We start from the raw sequence: 13,205 nt of genomic DNA on the forward strand, positions 1-13,205 counted from the left end.
GTAGCGCCGTCTCATCGGGGCTTCGCCGTCCGCGGGCCTCGGCCGAGGCCTCCTCTGTCACGACCTGTACCATCCGTGCCTCCAAACTCCAGCCAGATAGTCACACTACCCAATAAGGTCGCTCAGGCGGCGACCTGGGGGTGAGCAGCATACGAACGAAAAGTCGCGTTAGCGGGCCGGGCGGAAACGGCTTGGCGTGACATTTCGTTCCGGATTGGGCGTCTGAACACCGCAAAGAGAACGCCGACGAGACCCGCGCCGTGGCCAAGACCACCATCCACCGGCTGTTGTCACGCCGCGACATCCCCCTGCGGGAGAAAACGCTGTGGCGGATGCTGTACGAGACCGCCGACCGGGCTGCGGAGATCCTCGCGCTGAACGTCGAGGAGCTCGACCTGGAGCACCGGCGCGCGCCCATCCGCTCCAAGGGCGGCGCGTCGAATGGGTGTACTGGGAGCGCGGCACCGCCCATCTGCTGCCCCGCCTCCTCCGACTCCCGGACGGAAGCACCCGCACGCACGGCCCGCTGTTCCTGTCCGAACGCCGCCCCGTCCCCGCCCGCCGCCCGGCCGCCGTCGACATCTGCCCGCACACCGGCCGCGCCCGCCTCGGCCACGACCGCGCCCGCGTCCTGCTGGACAAGTACGCCAGCCTCGACCTGCACCAGCTGCGCCACAGCGCCACCACCCACCTCGGCGAGGCCGAAGTACCGCTGCAGCTCATCATGGGCAAAACCGGCACAAGAACCCCCGCACCGCCATGCGCTACGTCAAACCCGGCGCAGAAGCCATCGCCAAGGTCACCGAGGTCCTGCACCCCGCCGCCGTACCCACTGATCAGCGACTTCTCCCAGACGGGACGAGGACACTGCCCCTTTCTCTCGTACTTGGTCTGTCCCCCTTCATGAAGCTTGCCGCGGCGATCATCTGCTGGCGACGCCTCGTCCGCTGATCTTTCTGTTAGGACCTCTAATCTAGGCCTCCGCCTGGGCACGCAGCTGCCGGGCCTGCCCGGCCATCAAGTCCGCGCCGACCGAGTTCGGTCAGGTAGCGACGGACTCAGACCGGTAGGCCGCGCAAGCAGGATCATTTCTCGGCACGTGCGGCTTGCAGGATCTCGATGCCGCGGTTCAGATGCTTGGTAAGAGCCTCACGAAGCGCGGGACCGTCACGACGAGAGGCGGCATCGAGCATCTGATTGTGTTCGCGCTGCGCGTCCCCGGGGGCGAAATTGGCGAACAAGAGCCGAAGATATCTCTCCGATGCCACCCACAACAACTGGAGGACACGTAGATCCCACTCAGATGCGGCCGGTAGGACGAGTGCGCGATGAAACTGACCATGAACATCGAGGTCCGCCTCGCTGTCGTCTGATCCGATGCCGCCGAACAGCTCGTTGATCCTCAGCAGGTCGTCGTCCGTGTAGAGGGGGGCCGCGCGCTCGATCAGATCACCCTCCACCAGGATGCGCAACCGGTATGTGTCGCGCAGGTTTCCGATGTCAATCGGGGCGACGAGCGCCTTGCGCTGGCTGCGCAGCGATATCAGCCCTTCGTTCGCAAGCACGCGGAGAGCCTCGCGTACAGGAATGTGGCTGACGTCCATATCCGCCGCGAGCTGAGTGGCGACGACTTCCTGCCCGGGACGCAGGTCACCGTGAACGATCGCGCGCCGAAGTTCGGTGAGCACCAGATCTACGGCACTGCGGCGCTTGAGCGGCCGCGGAGCGCTCATGCGTGGACCCTTTCCATGATCGAGGAAATCGGAGCGTAACACACTCTTGTAAGTCCTAAAGACTATAGTCTATCTTCTAGCCATGTTGACCGATGTGCATACGCACCTCGTTACTCAGCGATATCTCGATTACCTTCGGTCCCAGGCGGCCCAGCCCGCCGCCGCCGCATCGCTTCCATGGCTCGAAGCCGTCACTTATGGCAGCGATGCGTTACTACGCGAAATGGACGCCGCAGGTGTCGATGTCAGCTGGGTCAGCTTTCCTCCGCCAGGAGTGGTGGAGGAAAGCGTCCAAGACGCCCTTCGCCACGCCTTGGAGCTCAATGAGCTCCTTGTCGAGCAGCTCGACCGATACCGAGATCGGCTGAAACCCGTCCCGCTGTTGCCGGTGCCTCATCCCCATGCATGTGAAGAAGTGCTCGCTCAAGTAGGGCCAGAGCCTCCCGCCGTGATCGTCTACGTCCAGGTGTCAGGTCCGCAGTTGGAGGCGGCCTCCTTCCGCCCTGTTCTGCGAGAGGTGGCGAACCTAGGAGTGCCGCTCCTCGTACATCCAGGGGTGGAGCCGATCGGCCCCATACTCGAGGGTTGGGGACTCGGTTCGGCACTGTCCGCGCCCGTGGCGACGACTGCAGCCGTCGTCCGGCTCATAGCTTCCGGAACGCTAGACGACGTACCACACCTGGAGATGATCCTCTGCCACCTTGGCGGCGTATTGCCGCTGGTGCTCAAGCGGCTGGAGGATCAAGTCCGATCCGAGGCAGCTCATGACATTCGCCATTATCTGCGACGGCGAATCCGGTTCGACAGCGCCGTTTTCGACATGGATGCCCTGCGCTATGGAGCTTCTGTCCTTGGGGCGGATCGGATCGTCCTGGGGTCTGACGCTCCATTCCGTGGCGAAATCAAGCGAGCCGCCGACCTTTTCAGGGAAGTGCGATGAACCTTCAGATCTTTGACCCTGCGACGGGACACCCGCTGCGCACGCTGCAGGGAAGTGATGAACGCGCCGTCGATGCCGCCGTTCGGGCCGCGGATCGAGCCTGGCGCTCCTGGCACCGACGGCCCGCCGTCGAACGGGCCCGTGCGCTCCATGCGGTGGCTGCGGCGATCAGGGATAGGGCCGATGAGATCGCCAAGCTGGAAGCCGAGGAGGTGGGGAAGCCGTTCACCCTGGCGCGCTGGTTCGACGTCGAGATGTGTATCTCCTCATTCGAGTATTTCGCCGGTCTGCTGGCCGACCCACCAGGCCGGGCACGGCACGATGGGTCGATCATCTCGCTCACCACGCTGGACCCATTCGGCGTGGTCGCAGGTGTCCTGCCTTTCAACTGGCCACCGATCCACACGGCGGGCAAGCTGGCTCCTGCGCTGGCCGCCGGCAACGCCGTGGTACTCAAGCCACCCGAGCAGGCACCGTCCTCCGTCCTGCGGCTCGTCGAGATCATCAGAGAGCGGCTGCCGGACGACGTGGTCCATGTGGTGTGCGGAGGCGCCGAGATCGGATCGGCTCTGGTAGCCCACCCCTTGGTGCGAAAGGTCAGCTTCACGGGATCGCCGGAGGCAGGTCGCGCGGTGGCGCGTACCGCTGCCGACAATCTGACACCTGCCCTCTTGGAACTCGGCGGCAAGAACCCGCTCGTGGTGTTGGCGGACGCAAATCTCTCGGCCGCCGTCGCAGGTGCGGTCGAAGGAGCGTTTTACAACCAGGGCGAGGCATGCACCGCAGCCTCGCGGTTGCTCGTTCACCGCGAGATTCATGACGAGTTCGTCACCCGGCTCTCAGGTGCAGTGCATCGGCTGGTGGTCGGTCATCCGTTCGATCCCACCACACATGTGGGACCGCTGGTCAGTGCCCAACAGCAGCGGCGCGTGCTCGAGTATCTGACGATCGCCGAAGCCGAAGGCGCCAAGATCGCTGCTCAGGCCGCGGTTCCGGATGATCCTGAGCTCTCCGGAGGGTACTGGGTTCCACCGACCCTCTTGACAGAGGTATCTCCTGAGATGCGGGTTGCCCAGGAGGAGATCTTTGGCCCGGTGGCGTGTGTCATCCCGTTCGACACGGCGGAACAAGCTGTCGAGATTGCGAACGGGACGCCCTTCGCCCTCGTCGCAAGCGTTTATAGCCGCGATGCGGAAGCCGCGTGGCGCGTAGCCCAGCAACTGGACGCGGGGATCGTCTTCGTTAACAACTACCACCGCTCGATCCTGGGAACGCCGTTCGGCGGCAACCGCGAGTCAGGTTACGGCCGCGAGCACGCTCCGGAGACGCTGCTCGCCTTCGGGCGCAGCAAGAGTTACCGCTTCCCCAGCGGGCTGACTGATGTGCCGCGCTGGTTCGCGGCCGACGATGTGATGCGCGAGGAATAGCTGATGAGTATCTCTGCCGTACTGTCCCTACGCCGATGCACTGTGGCATTCGCGGGCGTCACCGCGCTGGACGATCTGGGCGTCGACATCCCCGTTGAGGGCGTGACGGCGATCATCGGCCCGAATGGCGCAGGTAAGAGTTCACTGCTGAACCTGATCTGCGGCCTCGTGGCGGGGACGGGGACTATTCATCTGGCCGGTAGGGACATCACCGCGCTGCCCGCTTATCGGCGCGCGGCGGCAGGGGTGGCTCGGACGTTCCAGACTCCGGTGCTCTGCGACGACCTCAGCGTCCTCGACAACGTCCTACTCGGGGTGCTGAGCAGCAAGAAGAAGGCCGCCGTCGAGCTCCTTGACCGCCTCGGAATCGTTGCCCGGAGCACGACGAAGGCCGCAGCCCTGCCACACGGCGAGCGTCGGCTCGTAGAGATCGCCAGGGCGCTGCTTCGCGGCGGCCGAGTGCTGCTGCTGGACGAGCCGGCGGCAGGGCTGGGGCACGCGCAGGCGCACCAGCTCATGGAAGCGGTCATAGCCGAGACTCATCGCACCGGGACCACCACCGTCTTGGTCGAGCACAACATGGAGCTCGTGTCCACCTGGGCCGAGCACGTGATCGTACTCGCCCAGGGCCGCCTGCTGGCTCAGGGCACCCCTGCTCACATCCGGTCCCAGCAAGAAGTGATCGATACCTATCTTGGAGCCATGACATGACAGCCGAATTGCGGCTCACGGCTGTCAACGCGTGGTACGGCAAAGTCCAGGCCCTCTGGAACATCGATCTTCACGTGCGGCCCGGCCAGGTTGTCACTCTTCTGGGCCCCAACGGCGCGGGCAAGACCACACTGCGCCGCGCCATCAACGGAACGGTGCGCCGTCAAGGATCGATCCTGTTGGACGGCAGACCAATCGACACCGCCCGGCCCCACACCATCGCTCGTGCGGGCATCGGGACCGTACCTCAGGACCGCGGCACCATCCCGGGACTCACCGTAGCGGAGAACCTGCGCGTCGGCGCTATCGCCGCACGCAAGCGGCGATCCGGCGACGATCGACTGGATGAGGTGCTGACGTTGTTCCCCGACCTGGCCGGAATGCTGGACCGACCAGCCCAGCTGTTGTCGGGTGGGCAGCAGCAAATGCTCGCCATCGGCAGGGCCCTCATCGGTCGCCCGCGTCTGCTGCTCCTGGATGAACCGAGCCAGGGACTCGCCCCGATCGTTGTCGATACCATCTTCACCGCGCTGAAAACCCTCGCCACGGACGGCCTCGGCATGCTTATCGCCGAGCAGAACACCAGGTTGGGATTCGCCATCGCCGACGAGGTGATCGTGCTCGGTTCCGGCGTGATCCGTGCTCGAGGCACCGCGGCCGAGCTGGCGGATTCCCCCGACATTCAAGCCATATATCTCGGTGGTGGTGCGCCATGAACACGCTCATGCAAACCGTGGTGACCGGTGCGGTGTCCGGCCTCGTCATCGGCGGGCTCGCCCTCGCGCTGGCCGTCGTCTATCAGGGCTCAGGGATTCTCAACTTCGCACAAGGCCAATTCGCCACCGTGTCCGCGTATCTCAGCTGGCAGCTGACCACCTGGGGGCTGCCTTTCTGGGGCGCCCTCGTCGTCAGCACGGTGGTTTCATTCCTCCTCGGCTTCGCCGTGCAACAGATCTTCATCCGCCCGGTCCAGCGCGCGGACGAGCTGTCGATCCTCATCGTCACCGTGAGCCTACTACTGATCGCCGACTCGCTGATCGGCTCCATTTGGGGCTTCCTCCCAAAAAGCCTCGCCGGCCCGTTCGGAGAGGCCGCGTACACAATCGCCGACGTTGTCTTTACCGCGCAGATGCTCGCACAAGTGGTCTTGCTCGTGATCGCGATAGCGGCAGTGACGATACTGTTTCGCAAAACCTCGATCGGACTCAGGATGCGCGCAGCGGCGGCTGCTCCAGAAAGCAGCCAGCTGTCCGGGATCAACCTCGCGGCCACCTTGGCCATCGGCTGGGGCGTAGCGGCGGCCATTGGCGCGGTGGCAGGAACGGTCAGCGCTCCCGTAACCGGGCTCTCCCCCGATGTGAACAGCTCTACCCTGCTCCTGGGTTTCGCCGCCGCCGCTCTCGGGGGCTTCCACAGCCGCGCGGGCGCCGTGGCCGGCGGACTGATCGTCGGCATAGGTACAGCTCTCGCCGGCGCATATCTGCCGGGGGTAGGCGACGATCTACGGCTGATGATCCCCCTCCTCCTCATCGTGCTGACATTGTCGGTAACCCGAGAGGGCGTCTTTACGCGCCGCGGAACGGTGCGTGTGTGATGCGGACGTCCTTGCGCGTCACGGGCCTGGCCGCCATGGTCACACTGCCCCTGTTCCTTAGCGGCTTCCACAGCTTCCAGTTCGGCCGAGTCGCCTGCGTGGCGATCCTCCTGGTCTCCCTCAACCTCCTGACCGGCGATGCCGGGCAGATATCGGTCGGGCACGGTGCGCTGATGGGCGTCGGTGCGTATACGACCGCACTCCTCGTCAAGCACATCGGGCTGCCGTACGCGATCGCCATCGCCGCCGCAGCTGTGGCGTGTGCCGTCTTGGGCGCGGCCATCGGCCTGCCTGCGCTGCGGATCCGCGGTCTTTATCTGGCGCTGGTCACCCTTTCGCTCGCCATCGGACTGCCCCCGTTGCTCAAGCGATTCGGCGACGTGACCGGTGGGCCGCTCGGCATCACACCACCGCCTCCCGACCTCCTGATGCCGGGGCTTACGCCCAGTCAGTCGACGTACCTGATGTCGGCACTGACGCTGGTGGCGGTGCTCCTCATCTACACCTGGCTCCGCCGCTCCGCGCTCGGCCGCAGGTTCGCAGCGGTGAAAGCCAGCGAAGCCATGGCCGTCACCTGTGGCATCCGGGTCGCCGCAACCAAGACTCTGGCCTTCACAATCAGCTCGGCGGTGGCCGGTCTCGCTGGGGGCCTCTACCTCAGCGTCGTCGGGACCATTACTCCCGACACTTTCACCGTCATGCTGTCGGTGACCCTGCTGGTGTCCGCCGTCGTCGGTGGGTTGCGATCGGCTACCGGTCCCATCGTGGGAGCGCTGTTCTTCGTCTTCGTACCCGCCCTCACCTCAGGTATGGGCGGCCAGGCTCCGCAGATCGTTTACGCCCTGGTGGTGCTGGCGGCCGTCTACTTCTTCCGTGATGGCCTCGCAACCATCTTCAATCTCGCCCGTCGCCGCTTCTAGGAGCTGCTATGAGAATTACCCCCACAGCCGCCTTGGCCGGAGCCATCCTCATGCTGGCCACCGCCTGCGGCGGTCCCTCGAACACGCACGGCGAACAGGGAGTCTCCGCGACGGAGATCCTGCTCGGCGGAACGTTCCCGAAGACCGGACCGCTTGCCTCTTATGGTGCGCTGGCCACCGGAATGAATGCCTATTTCAAGAAGGTCAACGCCGACGGCGGGATTTCGGGCCGCAAGATCCGCCTCATCTCCTTGGACGATGCCTACGACCCGTCCCGGGCAGCGGCCAACATCAGAGAACTCGTCCTGCAGGAGAAGGTCTTCGCCGTCATCGACTTCGGTGGAGCCCCGGTCGTCGCCCGCGATTACCTGCAACAGGCCAAGGTCCCGCAGTTCGGTTTCGCCGGGCTGACCGCGCTGAGCGACGTCGCCACCTATCCCTACACCCGTAGCTGGTGGCCCGACATCGGCCAGGAGAGTCGCGTCGTCGCCCGCTACCTGGCCGAGCGGAACGCGGGAGGCGGCAAGGCCAACATCGCCACCATCACGATCAACAACGACGCCGGCCACGACTACAAACGCGGCATCGAAACGTACACGAGCACCGGGGCCGCGAGCCTCGGCAAGACAACCACCTACGAACCGACAGACACCGATGTCTCCTCTCAGGTCAACACCGTGCGGGACGAGGCCACCGATGCAATGGCCACTCTTGTCACCGGCGCCGCAGAGATCTCGATGATCAAATATGTGGCGCAGACCAGATGGACCAAGCCACTGTTCCTCTATTCAGGGGCCAGCTCCATCACCTCGTTCCTCAAACCCGCGGGCGCCGCTGCGAAGGGTGTCTACTCGGCACTCTGGTTGAAGGACCCGGCTGATCCTCAATGGGCCAACGACCCCGGACTCCGTAACTACCGATCCATCATCGGCACACACGGCGATGGGGCGAACCCTGAGGACATCATCGTCGCCAACGGCTACGGATTCGGCGAGGCATTCGTTGCTGCGCTCAAATCCGCCAAGGAGCTGACGCCCACCGCCCTGCTCGCTGCCTGGGACACCCTCCCCGCCACGTCCCTGGACGTTTTGCAACCCGGCATCACGCTGAAGGGCGATCCCAAGACCGGACGCCCCATACGTTCCTTCCAGATCGCCCGCTTCGACGGCACCAGCTGGACTCCCCAGGGCAAGGTCGTCGACGCGGAACCCGGAGCGAGCTAATGCAATCGGACTTCGATGAACGCCTTCAGCGCGGAACACGACACCTCCAGGCTCTCGGGCTCACCGAAACCCCCGAGCTGATCACGCGACTGCGCCGTGAGCATCCAGCCTTGGCCGACCACATCGTCGCCTTCACCTTCGGTGACATCTATATCCGCGAGACGCTTACCACAACACAGCGACAACTCGTCACTCTGGGTTGCCTGACCGCTCTCGGCGATACCCAGGCGCAGTTGCGGGCACATGCCACTCTCTCTCTGGCTGCAGGCATGACTGGAGAGCAGATCCGAGAGGCTGTTCTGCACGCGGGCATCTATGCAGGGTTCCCGCGCGCGATCTCAGCCAGCCTCGCCATCACACCCGTGCTAGAGGACGCACCGTCACGAGACGATCAGGAGAGACCACAATGAGGATCGGCAGCGCGCTGCGCAGAGCGGCCGCGATCTCTCCGACCCGCACAGCGACCACCTTCACCGACCGCACCCACACCTGGGAGAAACTGGCCGACCGCGTCGCTCGGCTCGCCTCAGCCCTCCGCACCTTGGGCGTGGAGCGGGGCGACAGGGTCGCGATCTTGGCCTACAACAGCGACAGCTATCTGGAGGCGATGTACGCCGCACCGTGGGCGGGCGCGATCATCGTACCCATCAACACCCGCCTCGCCCAACCTGAGGTCCTGCATTGGCTCAGCGACTCCGGGGCGCGCACGTGGCTCGTCGGAGGCGAGTTCATCAGCATGGCGATGTCGCTGCGGGACAAGCTTCTCAACGTACGCGACTACGTCGCGGTCGATGCGCTGGTTCCTCCGCAGGGCTGGCTCGCCTATGAGGAACTCGTGCGCGATGCCCAGCCCATACCTGAGATAGACGGGACCGATAACGAACCCGCTGCCATCTTCTACACAGGTGGCACGACCGGTCAGTCCAAAGGCGTCACGCTCAGCCACCGGAATCTGCTCGCCAGTGCCCTGCAAACCCTCGCCCACGTGCACTGGGATCATAACGACAACTACCTCCACGCGGCCCCGATGTTCCACATGGCCGACGGCCTGGGAACCTATGCGGCCCTGCTGGCGGCAGCCCAGCAGACCATTGTCAGCCGGTTCACCGCACCCGCGGTGCTCGACGCGATCGCAGAGCATCATGTCACGTGCACCGTGGCCGTCCCCACGATGATCGACCTACTGGTCCACGATCCCACCGCTCCCGAACACGACCTGTCGAGCTTCACCTCCCTCGTGTACGGCGGGTCGCCTATTCCCGAAGCGGTGATGGAGCAGGCCCTGAAGGTCTTGCCGCAGACCAGGCTCTTTCAGCTCTACGGCCAGTCCGAAGCAAGCCCCACCTTGACCGTTCTCGGACCGGAACATCACGTCTTCGAAGGTTCGGCTGCCGGCCGAACCAGATCCGCGGGGCGAGCGACCATGGGCTGCGAAGTACAGATCATGGGATCCGACGACACCGTGCTACCAACGGGGCAAGTCGGTGAAATCGTCGCCCGCGGTGACAACGTGATGCTGGGCTACTGGAATCAACCAGAGACGACGACCCAGACGCTGCGCGGCGGCTGGCTACACACCGGAGACATGGGTTATCTCGACGAGGACGGCTTCCTCTTCGTGGTCGACCGGGCCAAGGACATGATCGTCACGGGTGGAGAGAACGTCTACTCGGCCGAGGTCGAGAACGCGCTCATGGCTCATCCAGCCATCGCCCAGGCGGCAGCCATCGGCATCCCCGCCTCGCAATGGGGAGAACAGGTCCACGCTGTCGTCGTCCTACACCAAGGCGCTTCCGCGAGCCCTGCGGACATCATCGCTCACTGCCGAACCCTCATCGCCCGCTACAAATGCCCGAAGAGCGTGGAGATCAGGTCCGAGCCGTTGCCGCAAACCGGAGCAGGCAAGTACCTCAAAGGTGTGCTCCGCGAACCTTACTGGCGCGACGTCGACCGCAATGTCAACTAATCACGGAGTCTGCCATGGACATCGCACAACGTAACCTGGCCACCTCGCGCCGCTGGCTACTCGAGGTCTTCAACAACCACGACCTCGACGCAGTTCCCGAGATCATCTCGCCTGTATACGTCAACGTTGGGACGACCAATCGGATAGGCCACGCGGCTGGGGCTGACGTGATCAACCAAGCCGACGTCTGGTCCCCCGACCGCAAGATCGAAATCAAGTACGCCGTCGCCCAGGATGATCTGGTCATGGTGCTGTTCCGCCTCTTCGGCACACACACCGGTCCCTACCGAGAGCTCCAGCCATCCGGCCGCCCTTACTCGGTGTGGCTTTCAGACACTTTTCGCTTCGACAACACAGGCCTGATGACCGAGGGCTGGGTGATCGGCAAAGGAGATCTCCTGGATGCGCTCGGCCGAGAGGAGATCCGATGAGACAGGTTGCCGTCGCAGGCGGAATGCGGACCCCCTTCGCCAAGGCAGGTGGGGCCTACGCCGACATTCACCCGGCCGACCTGCTGGGGACCGTGTTGAGCGCCCTCAACATCGTCGACGTGGACCAGGTGCTGATCGGCTGCACCCAGCAGGGAGGCGATCAGTCCTACAACATCGCCCGAAACGCCTGGCTGGCCGCCGGCCTCCCGATCGAGGTGCCCGCCTCCACGATCGACACCGTGTGCGGCTCCTCGCAACAGACCGTCAACCTGGCCGCCGCGCTTGTCGCCTCAGGACAGGCCGATGTCGTCGTCGCCGGCGGTGTCGAATCGTTGTCCCGCACTCCGATGTTCTCCACTTGGGGAGACGGCAATCCGTTCTCCCCCCGCCAGCTCGAGCTCTACGACATGCCGAATCAGGGCGTCGCGGCTGAGCGGATCGCACGCAAGTACGGAGTCACCCGAGAGCAGTCAGACGAGATCGGCTTCCGAAGCCACCAGCGCGCAACTGCCGCCTGGGAGGAAGGCCGCTTCGACGATGAGATCATTCCCATCGCGGGCATCACCCGTGACAACGGCATACGGCCAGACGCAGATCTGGCTCGTATGGCGAAACTACGCCCAGTCTATGAGGACGACGGTATCGTCACCGCAGGGTCGGCGAGTCAGCTCTCCGACGGCGCCGCCGCAGTGGTGGTCGCTTCCGATGACGCATGCGAACGGCTCGGCCTGCGCCCACTCGCATGGATCCGCGGCTCGGTAACCGTGGGCGTCGATCCGGACCTAATGCTGGAGGGGCCTCTCGTCGCGACCAACCGGCTGCTGGAGCGATTCGATCTGGAGCCAGATGACATCGCGCGTTTCGAACTCCACGAAGCGTACGCGACGGTCATCGGTGCCTGGCAGAACACCATCAACGCCGACTCCGAACGAGTCAATCCGGACGGCGGAGCCATCGCCATCGGCCATCCCTTCGGCGCATCCGGAGCCAGGCAGATGCTCCGGCTGGCCAGGCACCTCAGCGACAGCACGGACTACGGGCTGCAGGCCATGTGCTGCGGCGGAGGAATCGGTACTGGAACTCTTCTGCAGGGGGCGGGATGATGACGCAGACCATGGCCGCTATGGTGGTCGCCGAGGCAGGGGGGGCGCCGGAGCTCACCAGGCTCCCCGTCCCCACCCCTGGACCTGGCGAGGTCACAGTCGACGTGGTTGCCTGTGGAGCTGGTCTGACCCTGGAGATGGCCCGTACCGGCGCGCTTGGGGGCGGCTTTCCTCGGGTGCTCGGTCACGAGTTCAGCGGACATGTGCGTGAGGTCGGTGAAGGCGTCAGCAACTGGCGTCCAGGCGATCGGGTCACCGCCAGCTTCTACTTGACCTGCGGCGACTGTCATTGGTGCCGACATGGAAGGGAAACGCTCTGTACGGCGTTCGGCGGCTTTGTCGGCGCCGCCATCGACGGCGCGTTCGCAGAGGTGATCCGTGTCCCGGCACGCAACCTGGTCGCCGTGCCCGAACAAGTCGAGCTCGCCGACGCAGGTATCGTGGCAGACGCCCTCGCCACACCACTCCATGTGATGAACCAGCGACTGTCGACGCGCGCAGGCGATTGGGTCGCGGTCATCGGGGCTGGCGGCGGGCTGGGCGTGCACACTGTTGCGGTGGCACGCACCGTCGGTGCGCGGGTCGCAGCCGTAGAGTCGAACGCGGACAAGCGCAAAGCCTTGACGGAGCTGGGACTGGCGGATCTCGTCCTGGACGGGTCCGATTGGCCGATCGCTTGTGCGGCGGTCATCGACTGCGTAGGCAACACCGAGACGCTTGCCGAGTCGATGCGGGCGCTCGCCCCCGGGGGCACGCTTGTAGTGCTCGGAGTACGCGGCACGGATCGTCTCACTATTCCCGCGATCGACCTGATCCTGGGTGAACTGACGGTGACAGGCACCAGGTACGCCTCACGCAACGAGATCGCACAGGCACTCGACCTAGTGGCAGCGGGGCGAATACATCCAATCGTAGGAGCACGCTTCCCTCTCGTGGAGCTACCGGCGGTCTTCGAGCTGGTCCGATCGGGCCAAGCCTTCGGGCGCATCGTCGTTGACGTCGCACACCGATCTGCCGGCTAAGGTCATTCTGGGCTTCCCCTTCTAGCGTGGAGATCTGACCTAAGGAGAAGGTTGGGTCGTGGGAGAGACCAGACGCAGGTTCGATCCGGAGTTCCGCGCGGGCGCGGTGCGCATCGTGCGGGAGACAGGAAAACC

Annotated in this window: 14 protein-coding genes; 13 read left to right on the top strand and 1 reads right to left on the bottom strand. The window is 64.8% G+C overall.

What is annotated here, in order from left to right:
- Positions 1-445 precede the first annotated feature (445 nt).
- Positions 446-907, top strand: coding sequence for a site-specific integrase (locus LDL49_RS55270; protein ID WP_225302985.1), 462 nt, complete (start codon positions 446-448; stop codon positions 905-907).
- A gap of 178 nt (positions 908-1,085) precedes the next feature.
- Here the strand turns inward: LDL49_RS55270 and LDL49_RS55275 are convergent, their stop codons facing one another.
- Positions 1,086-1,733 carry a GntR family transcriptional regulator gene (locus tag LDL49_RS55275; protein ID WP_225302986.1) on the bottom strand — a complete coding sequence of 216 codons (648 nt, stop codon included), beginning with the start codon at positions 1,731-1,733 and terminating at the stop codon, positions 1,086-1,088.
- 82 nt (positions 1,734-1,815) lie between these two features.
- Here LDL49_RS55275 and LDL49_RS55280 point away from each other — a divergent pair, with 82 nt between their 5' ends.
- The 12 genes from LDL49_RS55280 (at position 1,816) to LDL49_RS55335 (ending at position 13,070) form a co-directional block, all read left to right on the top strand.
- Positions 1,816-2,673 carry an amidohydrolase family protein gene (locus LDL49_RS55280; RefSeq protein ID WP_225302987.1) on the top strand — a complete coding sequence of 286 codons (858 nt, stop codon included), beginning with the start codon at positions 1,816-1,818 and terminating at the stop codon, positions 2,671-2,673.
- Entirely contained in the window at positions 2,670-4,100 is a 1,431-nt protein-coding gene (locus LDL49_RS55285) for an aldehyde dehydrogenase family protein (protein WP_225302988.1), read from the top strand. The genes LDL49_RS55280 and LDL49_RS55285 overlap by 4 nt, the downstream gene beginning before the upstream one ends.
- A gap of 3 nt (positions 4,101-4,103) precedes the next feature.
- Positions 4,104-4,811 carry an ABC transporter ATP-binding protein gene (locus LDL49_RS55290; protein WP_225302989.1) on the top strand — a complete coding sequence of 236 codons (708 nt, stop codon included), beginning with the start codon at positions 4,104-4,106 and terminating at the stop codon, positions 4,809-4,811.
- Positions 4,808-5,527 (top strand): ABC transporter ATP-binding protein, encoded by a 720-nt coding sequence (locus LDL49_RS55295; protein ID WP_225302990.1) that lies wholly within the window; start codon positions 4,808-4,810, stop codon positions 5,525-5,527. The genes LDL49_RS55290 and LDL49_RS55295 overlap by 4 nt, the downstream gene beginning before the upstream one ends.
- Positions 5,524-6,405, top strand: a complete 882-nt coding sequence (locus tag LDL49_RS55300; RefSeq protein ID WP_225302991.1) for a branched-chain amino acid ABC transporter permease — start codon at positions 5,524-5,526, stop codon at positions 6,403-6,405. Before LDL49_RS55295 ends, LDL49_RS55300 begins: the two co-directional genes overlap by 4 nt.
- Positions 6,406-6,503: 98 nt before the next feature.
- Positions 6,504-7,325 carry a branched-chain amino acid ABC transporter permease gene (locus tag LDL49_RS55305; RefSeq protein ID WP_308016320.1) on the top strand — a complete coding sequence of 274 codons (822 nt, stop codon included), beginning with the start codon at positions 6,504-6,506 and terminating at the stop codon, positions 7,323-7,325.
- Between the two features lie 50 nt (positions 7,326-7,375).
- Complete coding sequence (locus tag LDL49_RS55310; protein ID WP_225302992.1) at positions 7,376-8,548, top strand: ABC transporter substrate-binding protein; 1,173 nt, start codon at positions 7,376-7,378, stop codon at positions 8,546-8,548.
- Entirely contained in the window at positions 8,548-8,958 is a 411-nt protein-coding gene (locus tag LDL49_RS59705; protein ID WP_225302993.1) for a carboxymuconolactone decarboxylase family protein, read from the top strand. The genes LDL49_RS55310 and LDL49_RS59705 overlap by 1 nt, the downstream gene beginning before the upstream one ends.
- Positions 8,955-10,514: a long-chain-fatty-acid--CoA ligase gene (locus LDL49_RS55320; protein WP_225302994.1), complete on the top strand. Its 1,560-nt coding sequence runs from the start codon at positions 8,955-8,957 to the stop codon at positions 10,512-10,514. Before LDL49_RS59705 ends, LDL49_RS55320 begins: the two co-directional genes overlap by 4 nt.
- A gap of 14 nt (positions 10,515-10,528) precedes the next feature.
- Positions 10,529-10,945, top strand: a complete 417-nt coding sequence (locus LDL49_RS55325; RefSeq protein WP_225302995.1) for an ester cyclase — start codon at positions 10,529-10,531, stop codon at positions 10,943-10,945.
- A complete protein-coding gene (locus LDL49_RS55330) occupies positions 10,942-12,048 on the top strand; it encodes a thiolase family protein (RefSeq protein ID WP_225302996.1) in 1,107 nt (368 codons plus the stop codon). The genes LDL49_RS55325 and LDL49_RS55330 overlap by 4 nt, the downstream gene beginning before the upstream one ends.
- A 20-nt stretch (positions 12,049-12,068) precedes the next feature.
- The gene (locus tag LDL49_RS55335) at positions 12,069-13,070 is read left to right on the top strand and encodes an alcohol dehydrogenase catalytic domain-containing protein (protein WP_225302997.1); all 1,002 of its coding nucleotides are present in this window, start codon (positions 12,069-12,071) and stop codon (positions 13,068-13,070) included.
- Positions 13,071-13,205 lie beyond the last annotated feature (135 nt).

The sequence above is a fragment of the Nonomuraea aurantiaca genome, from assembly GCF_020215705.1.
Lineage (GTDB): Bacteria > Actinomycetota > Actinomycetes > Streptosporangiales > Streptosporangiaceae > Nonomuraea > Nonomuraea aurantiaca.

Bases quoted from the DNA above. Each gene is read 5' to 3' on its own strand.
- LDL49_RS55275 (WP_225302986.1), bottom strand. From the start codon at position 1,733: ATGAGCGCTCCGCGGCCGCTCAAGCGCCGCAGTGCCGTAGATCTGGTG.
- LDL49_RS55280 (WP_225302987.1), top strand. From the start codon at position 1,816: ATGTTGACCGATGTGCATACGCACCTCGTTACTCAGCGATATCTCGAT.
- LDL49_RS55285 (WP_225302988.1), top strand. From the start codon at position 2,670: ATGAACCTTCAGATCTTTGACCCTGCGACGGGACACCCGCTGCGCACG.
- LDL49_RS55290 (WP_225302989.1), top strand. From the start codon at position 4,104: ATGAGTATCTCTGCCGTACTGTCCCTACGCCGATGCACTGTGGCATTC.
- LDL49_RS55295 (WP_225302990.1), top strand. From the start codon at position 4,808: ATGACAGCCGAATTGCGGCTCACGGCTGTCAACGCGTGGTACGGCAAA.
- LDL49_RS55300 (WP_225302991.1), top strand. From the start codon at position 5,524: ATGAACACGCTCATGCAAACCGTGGTGACCGGTGCGGTGTCCGGCCTC.
- LDL49_RS55310 (WP_225302992.1), top strand. From the start codon at position 7,376: ATGCTGGCCACCGCCTGCGGCGGTCCCTCGAACACGCACGGCGAACAG.
- LDL49_RS59705 (WP_225302993.1), top strand. From the start codon at position 8,548: ATGCAATCGGACTTCGATGAACGCCTTCAGCGCGGAACACGACACCTC.
- LDL49_RS55320 (WP_225302994.1), top strand. From the start codon at position 8,955: ATGAGGATCGGCAGCGCGCTGCGCAGAGCGGCCGCGATCTCTCCGACC.
- LDL49_RS55325 (WP_225302995.1), top strand. From the start codon at position 10,529: ATGGACATCGCACAACGTAACCTGGCCACCTCGCGCCGCTGGCTACTC.
- LDL49_RS55330 (WP_225302996.1), top strand. From the start codon at position 10,942: ATGAGACAGGTTGCCGTCGCAGGCGGAATGCGGACCCCCTTCGCCAAG.
- LDL49_RS55335 (WP_225302997.1), top strand. From the start codon at position 12,069: ATGGTGGTCGCCGAGGCAGGGGGGGCGCCGGAGCTCACCAGGCTCCCC.